Source organism: Sandarakinorhabdus sp. (genome assembly GCF_040398665.1).
Taxonomy (GTDB): domain Bacteria; phylum Pseudomonadota; class Alphaproteobacteria; order Sphingomonadales; family Sphingomonadaceae; genus Sandarakinorhabdus.
Window position 1 is genome coordinate 1 of the sequence record NZ_JBBATQ010000003.1, and the last position, 17,348, is coordinate 17,348.

17 protein-coding genes are annotated in these 17,348 nt (G+C 64.1%); 14 read left to right on the forward strand and 3 right to left on the reverse strand.

Annotated elements, in window-relative coordinates:
• The 3 genes from ABWP22_RS05135 to ABWP22_RS05145 form a co-directional block, all read left to right on the forward strand.
• On the forward strand, window positions 1–1,467 hold a 1,467-nt coding region (locus ABWP22_RS05135), incomplete at its 5' end, for a beta strand repeat-containing protein (protein WP_353198886.1).
• Between the two features lie 280 nt (window positions 1,468–1,747).
• Window positions 1,748–2,422 (forward strand): hypothetical protein, encoded by a 675-nt coding sequence (locus ABWP22_RS05140; protein ID WP_353198887.1) that lies wholly within the window; start codon window positions 1,748–1,750, stop codon window positions 2,420–2,422.
• A 191-nt stretch (window positions 2,423–2,613) separates the two neighbouring features.
• Window positions 2,614–2,940, forward strand: coding sequence for a hypothetical protein (locus ABWP22_RS05145; RefSeq protein ID WP_353198888.1), 327 nt, complete (start codon window positions 2,614–2,616; stop codon window positions 2,938–2,940).
• 122 nt (window positions 2,941–3,062) lie between these two features.
• Here ABWP22_RS05145 and ABWP22_RS05150 read toward each other — a convergent pair whose 3' ends face one another.
• Window positions 3,063–4,070 (reverse strand): PfkB family carbohydrate kinase, encoded by a 1,008-nt coding sequence (locus tag ABWP22_RS05150; protein WP_353198889.1) that lies wholly within the window; start codon window positions 4,068–4,070, stop codon window positions 3,063–3,065.
• A 614-nt stretch (window positions 4,071–4,684) separates the two neighbouring features.
• Here ABWP22_RS05150 and ABWP22_RS05155 point away from each other — a divergent pair.
• The 8 genes from ABWP22_RS05155 (at window position 4,685) to ABWP22_RS05190 (ending at window position 11,472) form a co-directional block, all read left to right on the forward strand.
• Window positions 4,685–5,719, forward strand: coding sequence for a LacI family DNA-binding transcriptional regulator (locus ABWP22_RS05155; protein ID WP_353198890.1), 1,035 nt, complete (start codon window positions 4,685–4,687; stop codon window positions 5,717–5,719).
• A 52-nt stretch (window positions 5,720–5,771) separates the two neighbouring features.
• Window positions 5,772–6,782: a LacI family DNA-binding transcriptional regulator gene (locus ABWP22_RS05160; RefSeq protein ID WP_353198891.1), complete on the forward strand. Its 1,011-nt coding sequence runs from the start codon at window positions 5,772–5,774 to the stop codon at window positions 6,780–6,782.
• 161 nt (window positions 6,783–6,943) lie between these two features.
• Window positions 6,944–8,002: an SMP-30/gluconolactonase/LRE family protein gene (locus ABWP22_RS05165; protein WP_353198892.1), complete on the forward strand. Its 1,059-nt coding sequence runs from the start codon at window positions 6,944–6,946 to the stop codon at window positions 8,000–8,002.
• Between the two features lie 23 nt (window positions 8,003–8,025).
• Window positions 8,026–8,436 carry a hypothetical protein gene (locus ABWP22_RS05170; RefSeq protein ID WP_353198893.1) on the forward strand — a complete coding sequence of 137 codons (411 nt, stop codon included), beginning with the start codon at window positions 8,026–8,028 and terminating at the stop codon, window positions 8,434–8,436.
• Between the two features lie 4 nt (window positions 8,437–8,440).
• The gene (locus ABWP22_RS05175) at window positions 8,441–9,430 is read left to right on the forward strand and encodes a cupin domain-containing protein (RefSeq protein WP_353198894.1); all 990 of its coding nucleotides are present in this window, start codon (window positions 8,441–8,443) and stop codon (window positions 9,428–9,430) included.
• Between the two features lie 25 nt (window positions 9,431–9,455).
• Window positions 9,456–9,794 carry a hypothetical protein gene (locus tag ABWP22_RS05180; protein ID WP_353198895.1) on the forward strand — a complete coding sequence of 113 codons (339 nt, stop codon included), beginning with the start codon at window positions 9,456–9,458 and terminating at the stop codon, window positions 9,792–9,794.
• 66 nt (window positions 9,795–9,860) lie between these two features.
• A complete protein-coding gene (locus ABWP22_RS05185; protein ID WP_353198896.1) occupies window positions 9,861–10,949 on the forward strand; it encodes a sugar phosphate isomerase/epimerase family protein in 1,089 nt (362 codons plus the stop codon).
• A gap of 10 nt (window positions 10,950–10,959) precedes the next feature.
• Complete coding sequence (locus ABWP22_RS05190; RefSeq protein ID WP_353198897.1) at window positions 10,960–11,472, forward strand: hypothetical protein; 513 nt, start codon at window positions 10,960–10,962, stop codon at window positions 11,470–11,472.
• A 109-nt stretch (window positions 11,473–11,581) separates the two neighbouring features.
• Here ABWP22_RS05190 and ABWP22_RS05195 read toward each other — a convergent pair whose 3' ends face one another.
• Together ABWP22_RS05195 and ABWP22_RS05200 are read right to left on the reverse strand one after the other, a co-directional pair.
• Complete coding sequence (locus ABWP22_RS05195; RefSeq protein ID WP_353198898.1) at window positions 11,582–12,853, reverse strand: MFS transporter; 1,272 nt, start codon at window positions 12,851–12,853, stop codon at window positions 11,582–11,584.
• Between the two features lie 40 nt (window positions 12,854–12,893).
• The gene (locus ABWP22_RS05200; protein ID WP_353198899.1) at window positions 12,894–13,565 is read right to left on the reverse strand and encodes an RraA family protein; all 672 of its coding nucleotides are present in this window, start codon (window positions 13,563–13,565) and stop codon (window positions 12,894–12,896) included.
• A 264-nt stretch (window positions 13,566–13,829) separates the two neighbouring features.
• On the opposite strand from ABWP22_RS05200, the gene ABWP22_RS05205 reads away from it, so the two are divergent.
• The 3 genes from ABWP22_RS05205 (at window position 13,830) to ABWP22_RS05215 (ending at window position 17,337) form a co-directional block, all read left to right on the forward strand.
• Window positions 13,830–14,741, forward strand: coding sequence for a 2-dehydro-3-deoxygalactonokinase (locus tag ABWP22_RS05205; RefSeq protein WP_353198900.1), 912 nt, complete (start codon window positions 13,830–13,832; stop codon window positions 14,739–14,741).
• Window positions 14,742–14,754: 13 nt separating this feature from the next.
• A complete protein-coding gene (locus ABWP22_RS05210) occupies window positions 14,755–15,378 on the forward strand; it encodes a 2-dehydro-3-deoxy-6-phosphogalactonate aldolase (RefSeq protein WP_353198901.1) in 624 nt (207 codons plus the stop codon).
• A gap of 111 nt (window positions 15,379–15,489) precedes the next feature.
• A complete protein-coding gene (locus ABWP22_RS05215) occupies window positions 15,490–17,337 on the forward strand; it encodes a pyrroloquinoline quinone-dependent dehydrogenase (protein ID WP_353198902.1) in 1,848 nt (615 codons plus the stop codon).
• Window positions 17,338–17,348: the final 11 nt, after the last annotated feature.

Consider the following 17,348-nt stretch of genomic DNA (forward strand, 5'->3'; position numbering starts at 1 on the left):
GCCGTATCAACAAGCAAGATTCAAGCATTGACAGGGGAATTCAAAATGAAGTCTGGATTTTATGCTGCCGTTTCCGCCATCGCACTGCTGAGCAGCGGGGCGGTTCAGGCTGCAGTCGATATCAATATAGCGTCGATCACGCAGGCTGCGAGCAGCTCCCAGACCACTGCGACGATCTCGCAGATCAACTCCATCACAGCGTCGTCGGCCTATATTGTTCAGGACGCGGCTGGATCCGGAAACGATCGCGCAACGGTTGCGATCACCCAGGGTGATGGGTCTGGAAATGCGGCCAGCAATACTGCGAAGGTCACGCAACAATCAGTTTCCAATGGAGCCGACATCACGCTGTTCCAGTATGGCGAGGCTGGTGGCACGAACTATGCCGATGTCCTCCAGAGCGCGCTTGATGGGGGCAGTGCGACGATCACGCAATATTCCGGAGCTGGCGGCACGAACACGATCGGTAAACAATTTTCGTCGACTAGTAATCAATCAATTCTGAACGATTCCGCGGGCTTCACGCAAATGGGCACAGGGAATACCGCAACCATTAATCAGAGGTCTATTGGCGCGACCAACAGCATGTCTGGGGTGATGCAAACAGGCACCAGTACGAATTTCACGGTCAATCAGGGCCAATCGATGAGTTCCGGGGGCTCCAATGAAATATACAGTGTCACTGCCAGCGGGAATTTGACCGTCAATCAGGATTCTGAGGCCGGCACCAACTCGTTGCGGAATTTTTCGGGTGGCGGCACGAATTCTACCATCACCCAGAGCGCTTTGTCCGGCAACAACTATATCGGCTTCTCCACGACCGTGGATGTAACCAATGCCACAGTCACGATCAATCAGACTTCCACTGGATCTGGTGAGAACAACATCGGCGTGGACTCCGCTGTCAGTGTGACAGGTGGCACCCTGACAATCAACCAGACCACGGCAGGATCCTTCTATATTGTCAATTTGACTATGTCCGGGGGCACGCTGGACATCAAGCAGCTTGACGAAAACCAAGGCTACGGCACTGTTACCATCGCCGCATTCAGCGGTGGGACCGGGTTGATTGAACAGAGGGCTGGATCGAATGGCGGCAACAACTTGATCACAGTCGAAAGTTACGATACTTCGGCTTCAAGTGTCGCCGTTCTGCAGAATGGCGGCGACAACAGCATCAGCGTCAACAGAGGTAATGGTAGCAGCGATAACAATAGCGATGACGATGGCACCAATGGCTATGGCAGCGCAGCCACCGTCTTTGATCTTTTCTATTCAAGATTGACCATTGAGCAGTATGGAACGTACAATACAGCCAACTTGACCCAGAACACCGCCGACAACGTGGGCCGCATTTATCAGAACGGCACCGGAAACGCGGCGACGATCAACCAGACTATTCGTTCTGGGAACACGGCCTTCATCGTACAGCTCGGCGGCAATGGCATTGCGACCATCAACCAATAGTCTGGTTGGCCGGGGTGGGTCTGATCCCGCTCCGGCCTTCCTCTGAACCTCGGACCGATCCATGCACCCTGTCAGGCGCCCGGCTCAACGCCTCTCGGTCAAGGCCTTTGGCGCTTGGCAGGGGCCGCTGTGCGCGCTGGCACTGGCCTGTGCGGGGGCTGATCTTGCCAAGGCCGCTTGCCCCACGACCAGTTCCGGCAACCATGCCGCCGTGGCGCAGCAATCCGGTGCCGCGCTTGCAACGGGCACGATCGATCAATCCGGCGGTGCCAGTGGCAATGTGGCCTGCATCGATCAGGATGGTAGCTCGCCGCTGGCGACCATTGTCCAGATCGGTTCGACGGGTTCGGTAACGGTTGAACAATCCGGCGGCCCAGATCAGAGCGCCTATGTCCTGCAAGGGGGTTCCGCCGGAACGGTCACAATCACCCAGAGGCAAGCGGACGGTTTGGTTTCCAGTTCCCCGCCGCTGATGCAGGGTCTGGCCGATTTCACCAGCTTGCTTGCCGGGGCGCTGAACTTCGCCGATGTCGCCAGCCATTCGGCCGTCGTGTTGCAGTCGTCAGGCGCCGGCAATGAGGCGAGCGTGCTGCAGGATGTTGGCAACAATGCCGCCTATGCGGAAATCGGCCAGTTGGGCAGCGGCAATCAAGCCGACATCACCCAGGGTTTGACGCAACAGGGGCTGGAACCCAACCTCGCCAGCATAATGCAGCAGGGGAACCGCAACGAGGCTTCGCTGGCCCAATCAGGTGCCGGCCTGAATGGCGCCATCAGCCAGACCGGAGACAGTAATTCGGCCAGTCTCACCCAAACGGGGATCAGCCTGCCAGACGTGATGATCGCACAGAGCGGCGGCATTACCTTTGTGACCGTGGGTGGCGACGTCCTGTCCATTCCAGGCACAAGCGTCACCGTGACCCAAACGTCCGGCGGCGTATCCAGCTACCCCTGAACAGCGATCGGACCCCCAGCTTGCCCAGTCTGCCACTCCTCGCCCTGCTTCTTGCCCCCGCCCTTGTCGCCGATCCGGCCGCCACGGCGAGGGGCGCGCGGGCGCCTTCGTCCGGGATGGAACAAGTTGCCCCGACCATGGGAAATCGCACACGCATTGACACGCCTCCGCTGCCAAAGGACCGGGCGCAGGTGCAAATTCAAACCGAGCCGGGGATGGCCGGTGCGACGCGGCCCAGCGTCAACGTGACCGCACTGCCGGCACCTGCTCCGGCCAATGGCCAGAGCGCCATCATGGCGCAGGCCAAAGGCACCAGCCCTTGCCAGGACCCGGAAAATGCGGCCTGCGCGGGCGAAGAGCTTCAGGCGCTCAAGCAGCAACTGAGCCTGGAACAGGCGCTTGTCGCACCGTCCCTTGATGTCAACCGCGTTGCCAAGGATCCAGCAAAGGCGATTGGCGCAAAAACCATCGATGCCACAACGGCCACCATCCTGTTTCAGGGCGGGAATTTCGATTGATCTGAATGTCGGGCGTTTCAGACCGGCGCAATCGCGTCGGCCGCTTGGGTTCGACTGTTCGCGATAGCGCTTCGCTGCCGCCCAACAGCCCGGACGGGCAGGACCATGACACGCCTTGTCGGTCAGCGTCGCACATCGAGTTCGCCAGACAGAAACGCGTCGATATCCGCCTGGCCAAACAGGCTGGCGTCACCTGGCAGCGCGTGCTTGAGGCCTGTCAGCGCAAGGCCGATCCTGGCGGCATGATCGGCCGTGCCCTGGGACAGCCCATGCAGCACGCCGGCTGCAAAGGCATCGCCCGCGCCGATGCGATCGACGATGCCCGAAACCAGGATCTCGTCGGTTTGCACATGGCGGTCGCGCAGATCGATCCGCGCCGTGATGCGGTGGCGATCGGCGTCTTCAATGTGCCGTGCCGTCGATGCGATGATCGCCAGCTTGGGAAATGCCGCAAATGCCGCTTCGGCGGCTGCCCGGTACAGCGCCTCGCCGGAACCCGGAAACGGCCTGCCGAGCAGCAAGGCCACATCCCGATGATTGCCAAACAGGATATCGGCGTGCGCGATCAGCCGCGACAGGATCGATCTGGGATCGCCGTTCCACTGCGCCCACAATTGGGCGCGGAAATTTCCGTCGAACGAGATCGGCACGCCCAGCGCTGCGGCGGCTTCGGCAGCGGCGAGGGCGGCTGCCGCCGGCACCGGCCCCAGTGCGGGCGTGATGCCCGTGAGATGCAGTCGGGATGCGCCGGCAAGCAGCCGATGCCAATCGAAACAGTCGACCGGCGCCGTGGCAAAGCTGCTGTGGCTGCGATCATAGACGATTTCAGACGCGCGCAATCCCGCACCGGGCGACAGGAAATACAGCCCCATGCGGCCGTCGCGGGTGATGATGCCGCTGGTATCGACGCCACTGGCCCGCAAGGCGGCAACAGCACCGCGGCCCAGGCTGTTGTCTGGCACGGCGCTGACCATGGCCGTCCTGTGGCCCAGCCGGGCCAGCCCCACCGCCACATTGGCTTCGGCACCGCCGACGTGCAGATCGAGCGACGGCGTTTGCATCAACAGGGTTCGGCCCGGGGCGGACAGCCGGATCAGCAACTCACCAAAACAGACGATATGTTGGGTCATGACAGTCCTCGCCAACCGGCCCTGCCAGCATCAGATCGAAAGCCAGCGCCGGTTGGCGCCGTCACAATCGCCAAGCCCAGCCGTGTGCAGAAATCGATTACATCGCACATTTGCAGCAACACGGCCTCAGCCCGATCGAGCAGGAATGGCAGATATTCCCCCATCATCCCGAATTCAATCCGGCAGATACGGGTCGTTGGCAAGGGCAATATGCTTTGAAAACCGATAGTGGCCAGGCCGGCTGCGCCCGGAACCATGGGCCGTGAGGGCCGCCGTCTGCCAAGCCATGAAACCGATTGCATGAAAGCCCGGCACCAACGGCGTGCCACCGAAAATGCAACCGCCTTGTCATGGGGCCGCAAAGCATTGGCAATAGGCCCGACGGTGCGTGTCGCGTCGACCGGGGCAACAGGGCCGCAAACGGTGCCGGCAGGCCGCGCAATTGATTCCCGATCCTTCCGCCACTGGCACTTTGTCGCCATTCTCCGTAAGAGCAATGCGGAGCTATTGTTTTTCCGCCAGCATGTATCTGCAGGAGCATTCGGGGTTGCGCGTCAGAACTGATGTCTTGCGAGTGGAAGAGGCCGGCCATGGCCATGCCGGTGGAGGATCCCATGTCTGACGATGATCCGCAGATCGATACGAAACCACTGGTGCGCATGCGCGACGTGGCGCGTGCGCTTGGCGTGTCGGTTTCGACCGTGTCGCGGGCCTTGTCGCAGCCGCGGCTCGTGTCGGTCGAGACGCTCGACCGGGTGGGCGAGATGACGTCGCGCATGAAGTATCGCCCGAATCTGGCCGCGCGTGATCTGCGCACGCGGGCGACGCGCGCGCTGCTGGTGGCGGTGCCCAGTTTCAGCCCGTTGTTTCTGGAGATCTTTCGCGGCGCAGAGCAGGAAGCGGTCAAGCTGGGCTATAGCGTGCTGATGGCGCACACGGGCAGTGATGCGGATCGGGAACATGTGTTTCTCGATCAGGTCCTGAGCCAGCAGGCCGATGGCATCGTGCTGGTGACGACGGGCGATCAGGATCGGCTGGCCAAGCGCCGGACAAGCCTGCCTGTCATGGTGGCCGCGCTGGACCGTATTTCCGACATCGGCGTGCCCAACATGCGGATCGACAATATCGCCGGCGCCCGTGCGGCGGTGCAGCATCTGATCGATCTTGGCCATCGGCGCATCGCGCATATTGGCGGCCCGGTCGACCAGGCGATGGCCCGGGATCGGGCGGATGGGTTTGCCCAGACCATCGCCGCCGCCGGGCTTGAGCCGTGGCATTGTCCCCGCGTGACCGGCGAATTCAGCCTGGCATCGGGCGAGGCGCTGATGGCGCGATTGCTGACGCGTTATCCGCGCCCCACCGCCGTGTTTGCGGCCAATGACGAGATTGCCGTTGGCGCGTTGCAGGCGATCAAGCGGGACAATATGCGCATCGGCGAAGATATTTCGGTGATCGGGTTTGATGATCTGCGGATCGGCATGCTCTATGATCCGCCGTTGACAACCATCGGCTTCGACAAGGTCGAGCTTGGTCGGTCGGCGATCAGGGCGCTGGTCGCCAGCATTGCGGGGCAAACCGATCTCCCTGACTTGACACTGCCCACATCGCTGGAGATTCGGGGCACGACCGGCCGGCCGGCAGCCGAGTGACGGCCAGCAGGATCAAGGGAACAACCGACGCATGCACAAACCCAAGCGATCCGTGACAATCCACGATGTCGCCCGTGTTGCAGGCGTATCGATCGCCACCGTGTCGCGCGCCTTCAACAATCCCGAACTGTTGAGCCCGGACGCACGCGGCGCCATCGAACAGGCCGTGCAGGTGTTGAATTACCGCCCCCATGTTGCGGCGAGACGACTGCGCGGCAGCCGGACAAACCTCATTCTGGTGGTGGTCCCCAGCTTGAATCCGTATTTCCTTGATATTTTTGCCGGGGCCGAAGATGCGGCCAAGGCCGCAGGCTATGGCGTGCTGGTGGGCCACAGCGAGCGGGTGCTGTCGCGCGAGCGGGATTTTGTCGAACAGGTGGCGGCAGGGCGCGCCGATGGCCTGATCCTGGTCACCACCGTTGGTGGTTATGATAGCGACGACATCACGCGGATGCCGCCCTCGGTGATCGCGCTGGATGTGGGCGAGGCCAATGATCTGCCGAAGGTTCAGATCGATCACGTCGCGGCGGCCGAGATGATCACCAGCTATCTGATCGATCTGGGCCATCGCCGCATTGCCCATATTCTGGGCGCGCCGGGTTCCAGCCTGACCAGCCATCGCCTGGACGGGTTTCAACGGGCCCTGGCGCGGCGCGGCATCGCCTATGATCCCGCATTGTGCCTGCCGGGGGATTTCACGGTGGATGGTGGCGCGACCGCAGCGGCCGCAATCGTCACCATGGCCGATCCGCCAACGGCGGTGTTTGCCGCCAATGATCAGACGGCGATCGGCGCGCTGCAGTTTTTCAAAAGCGTGGATTGGCGTGTGCCGGAAGACATTTCGGTGGTTGGATTCGACGATGAACGGCTCGCGGCAATTGCCTCCCCCGCGCTGTCGACCGTGCATGTCCCGACCTATCAGATCGGCTTTCGGGCCATGCAGAAAATGATACTTCTCCTTGCATCACAACCAATTGAGCAGGATACGACTCTGGAAGCCGAAGTGGTCGTCCGTCGATCGGCCGGGCCGCCGCGGGCGCTGCAACCAAAATCAGCCAACTGATCCACCAGCGGCCGCGCCCTTGCGTTTCGGCCATTGACAGGCAGGGTGCGAACGGTGATCAATCGTTTTCATAAATCACGTGCGGTTCCGGGTGGGACCTGGATCCGCAACCGATGCCACACGCACGCTGGCTTCGGTTCAAAATTGTGGGGATGGACTGAATGAAGCAATTTATCGGCCTTGCATTGCTGTCGGGCGTCGCACTGGTTGCCGTGGCCTGTTCGCCCGCATCGGACAGCAAGGATGCCAAGCCGGCGGACGCAGCCGGCACCGCACAGGCGACAACGGCCGTCGAACGCCTCGATCCGGCGCTCGATGCCATCATCAAGTCGGATGCCGTGCCGGTGAAGATCGCCAGCGGCTTCCGCTTTGTCGAAGGCCCGTTGTGGTTGAGCGACCGGCTGCGCTTTTCCGACCTGATGGACAACAAATTGTTCGAACTGGCCGATGGCGGTGAGCCCAAGCTGATCATGGACAAGTCGGGCGGGCTCGATCCGATGGCACCCGACAGTTTCCAGGGATCGAACGGCACCATCGTCGACAAGGATGGCAGCATCCTGATGACGCAGCATGGCGCGCGCCGCATCGTGCGGCTTGATGACAAGATGAACGCGACGGTCGTTCTCGACAAGGTTGATGGCAAGCGGCTGAACAGCCCGAACGACCTGACCTTCACGCCCGATGGCGCGCTGTGGTTCACCGATCCGCCCTATGGCCTGGTGGGCCAGGACAAGGATCCGGCCAAGGATCTGAAGTTCAACGCCGTCTGGCGCTATGCCGGCGGCAAGGCGACGCCGGTGATCACCGATCTGCCGCGCCCGAACGGCATCGGCTTCTCGGCCGATGGCAAGAAACTCTATATTTCCAACAGCGAGCCGGAGATGTTCGTCAACGTCTATGACGTGAACGCCGATGGCACGGTGTCCAAGGCGCGCCGCTTCATCACCTTCCCCGGCCCGAATCCGACCGATGTGCCCGATGGCCTGAAGGTCGATACCGCCGGCAATGTCTGGGCGTCCGGCCCCGGCGGCATCCGCATCATCAGCGCCGACGGCAAGGTGCTCGGCCAGATCAAGACGCCGGACCGTGCCCAGGCCAACATGATCTGGGGCGGCGATGATCTGAAGACGCTCTACATCATGGGCGCCGGCAACGTGTACAAGCTGCGCACCGAAGTGGCCGGACAGACGCCGCTGTACAGCAAGGCCGCCGCCAAATGAGTGGGGGCGGTATCGCCAGGTCCATGGGGCGCCGTGACGCGTTGGCCACGCTGGCTGGCGGGGCGGCCGCCGCGGCTGCCATCGCGGGGCCGGCCCGCGCGCAGAGCCCAACGGCCAAGCCGATCCTGCTTTATTGCGATCTGAAGGTCGATCCGGCGCGCGAGGCGGAAATGCTCGAGCATTTCCACAAGCGGTTCAAGCCGGCCGGGGCCAAGTTCAAGGGCTTCATCGATCTGAAGATGCTGAAGCTGCGCACGCTGATCCAGGGCGACAAGCTGCCGCCAGCCGTGAATTACCGGTTCCAGCTGACCTATGAGAACGAGGAACTGCGGCAGATCTGGATCGCCTCGAAGGTCCATGCCGATCTGTGGCCCGGCATCGAGAACACGCTGACGGACAAGAATTTCCACGTTTCGCTGTTTGACGAGGTTTGACGCGATGATCCGGCTGGCGCTTGCCCTGCTGACGCTTGCGGCGCTGTCCGGTGGCGCGGCGCTCGCGCAATCTGCGCCTGCGGAGGCGCGCCCGGTGCCGCGCGAAAGCGAGTCAAACGCCGTCACCGGCATCACCGTGGAGCGCTTCATCGGCGATGCCGCGCTGGCAGCGCCGCGCATCATCGGCAACGCCATGCTGGCGCGCACCATCCTGTCAAAGGGCGATCCCAGCCAGCCCGGCTGGCCCGGCGCGCTGCTCGTCCACAAGAGCGAGATCTTTGCCGCCGGCCTGGAAGCCGGCGAGGCAACCAGCATGATGCAGCAGGCGGAACAGTGGATCGGCTATGTGAAGGCCGGCCAGGGCACGCTCGACGACGGCAAGCAGCGCTGGGCGCTGAAGCCGGGCTTTGCGTTTCTGGTACCGGCCGGGCTGGCCCACCGCATCGCCGCCAACGGCGACGGCGCGCTGCAGATGACGATCCTGGCCGGCCCGCCGCAGGCTGGTGCCACGCCCAGCCCGGCCATATTGGTGCGCGACAGCGCCAAGCTGCTGTATGTGGAGCAGGGTGCGCATTGGGTGAACCTGTCGAAGGCGCCGTTCCGCGATGTCGGGGAACGCTTCCTGCTGGTGTACATGGCGCCGATGACCGTCGCCGGTGCGCATGCCCATGTGCCGGGCACCGAGGAAGCCTGGATCAAGTTGACCGCTGCGCCGGCGTTGCTGCAGGTTGGCAGCGAGATCCGCCAGTGGAAGCAGGATCAGGGCTTTGTGGTGCCGCCCAACGGCCGCACCGTGCACGCCGCGATCAACCACAGCGACCAGCGCCAGGCCTGGTTCTATTTCTCCACCATGCCGCGCCCCGCTGGGCCGCCGCGCCCGGCACAAGTGCCCGATCCGGCCTTTGCCGCGGCGATCGTGGCGGCAAACGTCGCCCCGGAACCCCTGGTTGCGGCCGCCGCGCGCAAGCCGGTTGGTGGGTCGGCGCGGCCATGATCTGCCTTGGCATGGGATTTCACCGGTGAAGCGTTTGTCCTTCTCCCTTGTTGCGGCACCGGCAGCAGTGGCGCTGGCCCTGACCTGTGCAGCGGCCATGGCGCAGGGGGCACACCCGCCGGCAGCGGCGGGCGCCACCGGTGCGGCGGCCAATCTGCCCGATCGTCCGGGCAAGGATCTGGTCATCCTGTCCTGCAGTGGTTGCCACCAGCCCGATATCGTCATCGGGCAGAAGCGCGACGCGGCGGCCTGGCGCGACCTGGTCGATCAGATGATCGCCCGCGGCGCCAATGTCGAAGAGGCCAAGTACGAAGAGATCATCACCTACCTGGCGCAAGCCAGTGATCGGGCAACGCCCGGCTGACAACAGGACAACCGGCAGCGACCGGCGGATCAACCGGAGACCATCCGGAGCACGAGGGGAGAGAGCATGACAGACGTCACTCGGCGCAATTTGTTCGCAGCAGGCGCTGCCGCGGGGGTGGCGGCCAGCGGCGGCCTCGGCCTGGCCGCGGCGCCAGCGGCTGCAGGGCCCATGCCCGGCCCGGGCGGCGGTGGCCCGGGGCTGGCCGATGTCTGGGGGCAGGATTTCCTGTATCAATGGAGCCCACCGGCCGATTACAAGCGCAACCTGACCGCTGGCCCGCGCACCATCCGCCTGAGCAGCCAATCAACGCCGCGACTGTCCGGCGCGGAAGGCACCGATTATGGTGCGCTGTTCAAGGGCATGCACGATGGCGGCTGGAGCGCTTGCGAAGCCGCTTCCAACGCCTGGCTGGAACGCAAGCGGCCCGACAGCGAAATCCGTGAGATCAAGGCCCAATTGAAGGCCAATGACGTCGTGTTCTACGGCCTGCATTGTGCCGGCAACATCATCGCGCCCGATCCGGATGCCGATCGCTGGCAGCGCCACATCGTCGATACCATCCACGCTGCCGAGGAAATGGGCTGTGAGCTGATCCTCACCCATGCCGGCTCCATGCACACCAACCGCAACTGGTCGCATCCGCAGAACTGGAGCCGCGAGGCGTGGATGCGCACGGTGGGCGCGCTGAAGCGCATCTGCCGCGACACCGCCGGCAGCAAGGTGAAGATCGCCATCGAGGCGGTCAACACCGAAAGCATCAACAATCCCTGGGCGCACAAGCGGCTGCGTGAGGATGTCGGTGATGAACGCATCACCGTCGGCCTCGACATCACCAACATGGTGTTTCCGAACGTCGCCTTCCGGATGAGCGAAATGCTCGACCTGACCTTCGACATGCTGGGGGACCAGATTGCCTATGTCCACGCCAAGGATTTTGTCTGGAACGACATGCTGCCGGGCATGAGCTGGGCGATGAACGGCACCGGCAACATGGATTACGAGCTGTTCCTGGCGCGGCTCAGCCGGCTGAAGAGCAATCCGTACATGCTGGTCGAGTTCCTGACGGTGAACGAGGAATATCAACAGGCGCAGCGCAACATCCGCGCCATTGCCGCCAAGCTTGGCGTGAAGATCCACGGCACCCAGGTCTGAAGGAGGATTTATGCGCAATTTCAGCACATTCGCACTGCGCACGGCCCTGCTGGCCGCCGCATTGGCACCGGCGATGGCCATGGCCGCCGATTTCAGCGGCAGCTGGGTGCGGGATCAGGCCCGCAGCAAGCCGGCGCCGCACCCCAATTACTGGATCACCCGCGCCGCGCCGGGCGGCGGGGGCGGCAACAACAACGCCTTCGTGGTGCGCGTCGAACAGAGCGCGAGCGATGTGAAGATCATCCATCCGGTGTTGCCGCAGCGCACTTTGATGCTGGATGGCAAGGCCCGTACCGCGCCGGCCTATACCGGGCTGGTGCCGGCCACCACCAGCGCCGCCATGGCCGGCGAGTCGCTGAAGGTGACCATGGTGCAGCCGTTCGGCGGCATGCCGGGCAATGTCACGATGACCGCCACCGAAACCTGGTCGCTGTCGGCCGACGGCAAGGAATTGACCATCGATGTCGTGCGGGAAATGCCGGCGACGACACAGCGCTTCAGCGAAGTGTTCAAACGCCAGTAAGCGCTGGCCCGGCACGCTGGCGGCATGAAAATACCGGCGCCCGCAGGCTGCGGGCGCCGGTATTTTCATGCGCGGTGGCCGGGGATCAGGGCGAAGATCAGGGCGAAGATCAGGCGGGGGCCGGCACGTCCCGGATCGGGTCACGCACCAGGAAGACGTAGGAAACGGCGCCGGCCAGCGCGACCGCGGCGGCGATCACCAGCGCATAGACAAAGCTGCCGGTGCGATCGACAATCACGCCGGTGATGACCGGGGCCAGCGACCCGCCCAGATAGCCGCCGAAATTCTGCAGGCTGCCCAGCGAGGCCACCAGCCGGCGCGGCGCTGCCACGCTGACCAGCGCCCAACTGCTGCCGCTGGCCAGGTTGATGAAATACATCGCGCCCGAAATGCAGGCGATGGCCAGAGTCAGGCTGGGCGTATAGGCCGCCGGGATGGTGAACAGCGCGGCAAAGACCAGCCCGATGCACAGCGGCAGGCGGCGGCTGTTGATCGGCTGCAGGCCGCGCGCCAGCAGCCAATCGGCCAGCACGCCGCTGGAGAGCTGCCCTAAGGTGCCGGCGAGATAGGGGATGATCATCACCCAGCCAGCGGTGGCCAGCGGCAGGCCGCGTTCCTTTTCCAGATAGGCGGGCAGCCAGGTGAGATACAGCCACACCATGTAGATGACGCCCATGAAGCCGAAGATCAGCCCCCAGGTGGTGCGCTGCCGGAACAGCCCGCGCCATTCGGCCGACGTCATCGACCGATCATCGGCGGGCTGCCCATCTTCCAGATAGGCGATTTCCTCCGCTGTCAGCGGCACGTCGCGGCGATCGCGATAGATGGCATACCAGGCCACGGCGATCAGGATGCCCAGCACCCCCATGATGATGAACATGCCGCGCCAGCTAAAGGCGAACATCAACGCGGTGAGCACCGGCGGCGCCAGGGCGGGCGCGATGGTGGTGGAGGCCACGAAAATGCCCGTCGGACGCCCGCGTTCCTTCAACGCGAACCACTCGCTGAACACCTTGGCACCCGCCGGAAACTGCGGCGCTTCCCCCACGCCGAGCAGCAGGCGGGCAATGAAGAACTGGTTGACCGTGCGCACGAAGCCGCCGGCCAGTTGGGCCACCGACCAGAGCAGCATGCCGAAGCCCAGCGTCACCCGCGCGCCCAGCCGATCGAGCAGCGCGCCCATCGGCAGTTGGGCAAAGGCATAGGGCAGCGAGAAGGCCGACAGCAGCAGCCCCATTTCGGACGCGCTGAGGCCCATTTCACCGCTGACCGCACTGTTGGCGATCGATAATGTGCTGCGATCAAGATAATTGATCAGCCCCGACAGCACGAGGAGGACGAGAGCAGCCGTCTGGATTCGCTTCAGCCGAGCGGTTTTCATGATGATGCTGGTTGCCCCGCTGGTTCGCGTTATGCTGGGATCAGATCCGGCCGAATTCGCGCAGCAGATCTTCGACCGTCTTGCCCTGCTTGACCCAGGCGCGGGTGTTCTTCTCCCGCTCCGCCTGTTCTTCGGCCAGGGTCAGCATCTCTTCGGCCTTGTCGAGCGGGACCACGCACACGCCAATGGTATCGGCCACGATGAAATCGCCGGGCCGCACGACCACACCGCCGCACTGGATCGGCACGTTGATCGACAATTCTTCCTTGCGCTGCGAGAACATCGTGTGGGTGCCGCGCGCCGTGATGGCGCGCGTCCAGATCGGCCAGTTGATGTCTTCCAGCTCATCGATGTCGCGCCCGGCACCATCAACGATCATGCCGCGGATGCCGCGGTTCTGTGCCAGGCCGCCCATCAGGCCGCCGCACACCGAAACCTCTGTATCACCGCCGGCATCGACGCAGATCACATCGCCCGGCTGGCCCATTTCCAGCGCACGCAGCGGATCGACCAGATCGCCGCCCGAAAGCTGCACGGTGATGGCCTGGCCGGTCACCTTGGCCTTGAACGCCGGCTTGATCGCCGAGTGCATCACATTCTGTCGATACATCACGTCGGCAAAGATGCAGGAGATCGAATAGGTCGGCAGCAAGGCATCGAAGCGCGCCAGCAGATCGGGCCGCCGTTCGAATTCGTTGAAGATCTTCAGCATGTCGTCTCTCCGGATCGGATCACAGGTTGCGGCGCGCGAGGCCATGCGGCAAGCTGGCCTGGCAGTCATGTAAACCTTTGCATCGTTGTCGGCCGGATGAGAAGATGGAAAATCACTAGGCTCGGACATGGCGGGATCGACTGTCATATGCAGCGTGCGAATCGGATTCGGGGAGGGTGGCATGTCGGCCAGGTCAGTGGATTCAGCGCGCCGATCCGGCTCGGCCTGCGGTGAGGGGGCTGACAGCGGCGCCCGGCGGGCCGGATGATGTCTGATCATTTTCTGGCCCTGGATTGGGGCACCACGAATTTGCGCGCCTGGGTTGCCGATCGGGACGGCAAGGTCCGTTTGCGGCGCGATTTTCCGCTCGGGGTTGCCGGCCTTGCTCCCGGTGAAGCGGCGCAGCGATTCGCGGCCGACGTGCGCCCGGCCATGGCTGCCGAGCAATTGCCCGCTGTGCTGTGCGGCATGATCGGCTCCACGCTGGGTTGGCAGGCCGTTGCCTATGCCGATTGCCCAGCGTCGTTCGCGGCGCTGCAAGGCGCGCTGCACCGGATTGACCAGCCGGGCGCGCCCGTATGGATTGTGCCCGGCGTGCGCACCCAACGCGCGGATGGCTGTGGCCCCGATGTGATGCGCGGCGAGGAAACCCACATCTTCGGCTGGGCGATGAGCGAGGCTTCCCGGCAGCGCGGCACGCATCTGATCTGTCACCCGGGCACCCATGCCAAATGGGCGCGGCTGGTCGACAACCGCCTCGAAAACTTCGTGACGGCGATGACGGGCGAATTGTTTGCGCTGCTTCGCCAGCACAGCGCGCTGCGGGTTGCCGAGGCGATCGAGAATGAAGACGCCTTTGAACTGGGCCTGAAGGCCTCCGGCGATGGCGGCGCATTGGCCTCGCGGCTGTTCACCGCCCGATCGCGGGTTGTCGGCGGCGACATGCCTTCGGATCAGGTGGAATCCTATCTTTCCGGTCTGTTGATCGGCGCCGAGGTGGCCGCAACCCCGGCGCTGTTGGGGGTCGCCGCGCCGGCCAAGGTGGCGATCATCGGCGATCTTGCCTTGTGCGCGCGCTATCGGCGTGCCCTGACATGGCATGGCTTTGAAGCCGATGTGTTCGACGGTGAAGCTGCCGTGCTGGCCGGCCTGGCTGCCTTCTACCGGGGCGTATGAGGGAGATGATGCCATGCTGAGCGTGGAACAGGCCTTTGCGGCCATGCCGCTGGTCGCCATATTGCGCGGCGTATCGCCGGACGAGGTTGTCGGTATCGCCGAAGCCATTCATGCCGCCGGCATCAAGATCGTCGAGGTGCCGCTCAATTCCCCGTCCCCGCTGGCAAGCATCGCGCGGCTGCAACCGCTGCGCGGGCACATCGTGTCCGGGGCCGGCACCGTGGTCACCGCGGCCGATGTTGATGCGGTGGTGACGGCCGGCGGGCAGATCATCGTTTCACCCAACACCGATCCGGCCGTGATCGGCCGGGCCATCGCGCTCGGCGCCGTGCCCATGCCAGGGGTGGCCACGGCCACCGAAGCCTTTGCCGCGCTGGCGGCCGGCGCGCGCATCCTCAAATTGTTTCCGGCTGCCAGCTATGGCGCCGGCCATTTGAAGGCGCTGGGCGCCGTGTTGCCGCCTGATGCCGTGCTGTTGCCGGTGGGCGGAGTCGGCCCGGCCCAGATGGCGGACTGGTGGGCGGCCGGCGCGCGCGGCTTTGGCCTGGGCAGCGATCTCTATCGTCCCGGCATGAGCCCCGCAGATGTGGGCGCGCGCGCCGTCGCCGCCGTTGCGGCGCTGCAGGCGCTGCGATGATGGGGGCGCACGGGCGGCAATTCGGTGCCGCCCGGCAGGCATGGCTTGCATCGGCATGAAATCGATATCATTGATGGAAGGCGGGCGACCGCTGCTTTGGGGAGGCTCATGATGAACGCAGTTTTCGGCCGCCGGGCGCTTTTTGCCGCCGGCCTCCTCGGCAGCGCCGCCCTCGGGCTGGCCAGTGCCGGTTTTGCCGCCTCAAAGGCCGATTATCCGGGCTATGGCGGCGATCAGGGCGCCACCCGCTATTCGGAGCTGACGCTGATCAACAAGGCCAATGTCGGCAAGCTGGTGCAGGCCTGGCGGTTCGACATGCCCAGCGGCGGCCTGCAGATGCAGCCGATCATCGTCGGTGGCGTGCTGTATGCGACCACAACCGATGGCAAGGTGGTGGCATTGGATGCCGCCACCGGCGCGCTGAAATGGTCAACGGGCTTTCCCGGCGCCGGGGGTGGGCGCGGCCGCGGGCTGACCTTCTGGCAAAGCGGCAAGGACCGGCGCATTCTGGTGCCGGGCAGCGCCTATGTCTATCAGATCAATGCCGACACCGGGCAGTTGATCCCGTCGTTCGGCGATGGCGGCAAGATCGATCTGCGCCTGCAATTGCGCGGCGATGATCCCACGCAGAATCTGATCAATCTGGGCACCCCGCCCAGCCTGTATGGCGATATCTTCATCACCGCTGGCGGCGTGCCCGAAACCTCACCCTCTGCGCCCGGCGACATTCGCGGCTGGGATGTGCGCACCGGCAAATTGCTGTGGACCTTCCACACCATTCCCTATCCCGGCGAACTGGGTCACGACAGTTGGCCGGCCGAGGCCTACAAGACGGCCGGCGGCGTCAACGCCTGGCAGGGCACCATTGTCGATGAAGCCAATGGCATCGTCTTTGCCGCGCTCGGCTCGCCCGCCGACGATTTCTGGGGCGGGGAGCGGCCGGGCAACAATCTTTACGGCAACAGCCTGGTCGCCATCGATGGCAAGACCGGCAAGCGGCTCTGGCATTTCCAGACCGTGCACCACGACATGTGGGATGCCGATTTTTCCGCCCAGCCGATCCTGACAACCGTGCGGCGCGGTGGCCGCCCGGTGCAGGCGGTGGCGGTGACCAACAAGGCCGGCTTCATTTTCCTGTTCGACCGCAAGACCGGCAAGCCCTTGTTCGACATCAAGGAAGTGACGGTGCCGCCGTCGGATGTGGAAGGCGAAGTGGCATCGCCCACCCAGCCGATCCCGGTGCTGCCGGCGCCGCTGGGCCTGCACGAAATCAGCCCCGATACATTGACCAACCGCACGCCCGAGGCCAACGCTGCGGCCCGCGCCAGGCTGGCCACGATGAAAACCGGCCCTGTCTTCACGCCGATCGCCAAGGACAAGGACACGATCGTCATCCCCGGTTTCAGCGGCGGGGTGGAATGGGGCGGCATGGCGGCCGATCCCAAGGGCATCCTCTATGCCAACAGCGAGAATATCGCCTGGTACACATCGATCATCGATCAGAACCGGCCGGGGCCTGGCCGGTCGAAATATAATTTCTCCGGCTACAACAAGTTCCTCGATCCCGATGGCTATCCGGCCACCAAACCGCCGTGGGGCACATTGAACGCCATCGATCTCAATACCGGCAAATATCTGTGGAAAATCCCGTTCGGCTATTATCCCGATCTGGCCGCCAAGGGCATGGCGAACACCGGCAGCGAAAGCTATGGCGGCCCGGTGGTCACCGCCACCGGCCTGCTGTTCATCGGCGCCACCATCTATGATCGCCAGTTCCGGGCCTTTGAAGCGGCCACGGGCAAGGAGCTGTGGAAGGCCGAACTGCCCTATGGTGGCGTGGCGACCCCGGCGACCTATCTGGCGGGTGGCGAGCAATATGTGGTGATCGCCGCCAGCGGTGCCCGCGACCGCAAGGGCCCCAAGGGCGCGGCCATCGTGGCCTTCAAGCTGGCCAGATAATCCGGCATTGC

Bases quoted from the DNA above. Each gene is read 5' to 3' on its own strand.
- ABWP22_RS05150 (WP_353198889.1), bottom strand. From the start codon at position 4,070: ATGACCCAACATATCGTCTGTTTTGGTGAGTTGCTGATCCGGCTGTCC.
- ABWP22_RS05155 (WP_353198890.1), top strand. From the start codon at position 4,685: ATGTCTGACGATGATCCGCAGATCGATACGAAACCACTGGTGCGCATG.
- ABWP22_RS05165 (WP_353198892.1), top strand. From the start codon at position 6,944: ATGAAGCAATTTATCGGCCTTGCATTGCTGTCGGGCGTCGCACTGGTT.
- ABWP22_RS05170 (WP_353198893.1), top strand. From the start codon at position 8,026: ATGGGGCGCCGTGACGCGTTGGCCACGCTGGCTGGCGGGGCGGCCGCC.
- ABWP22_RS05175 (WP_353198894.1), top strand. From the start codon at position 8,441: ATGATCCGGCTGGCGCTTGCCCTGCTGACGCTTGCGGCGCTGTCCGGT.
- ABWP22_RS05185 (WP_353198896.1), top strand. From the start codon at position 9,861: ATGACAGACGTCACTCGGCGCAATTTGTTCGCAGCAGGCGCTGCCGCG.
- ABWP22_RS05190 (WP_353198897.1), top strand. From the start codon at position 10,960: ATGCGCAATTTCAGCACATTCGCACTGCGCACGGCCCTGCTGGCCGCC.
- ABWP22_RS05195 (WP_353198898.1), bottom strand. From the start codon at position 12,853: ATGAAAACCGCTCGGCTGAAGCGAATCCAGACGGCTGCTCTCGTCCTC.
- ABWP22_RS05200 (WP_353198899.1), bottom strand. From the start codon at position 13,565: ATGCTGAAGATCTTCAACGAATTCGAACGGCGGCCCGATCTGCTGGCG.
- ABWP22_RS05205 (WP_353198900.1), top strand. From the start codon at position 13,830: ATGATGTCTGATCATTTTCTGGCCCTGGATTGGGGCACCACGAATTTG.
- ABWP22_RS05210 (WP_353198901.1), top strand. From the start codon at position 14,755: ATGCTGAGCGTGGAACAGGCCTTTGCGGCCATGCCGCTGGTCGCCATA.
- ABWP22_RS05215 (WP_353198902.1), top strand. From the start codon at position 15,490: ATGAACGCAGTTTTCGGCCGCCGGGCGCTTTTTGCCGCCGGCCTCCTC.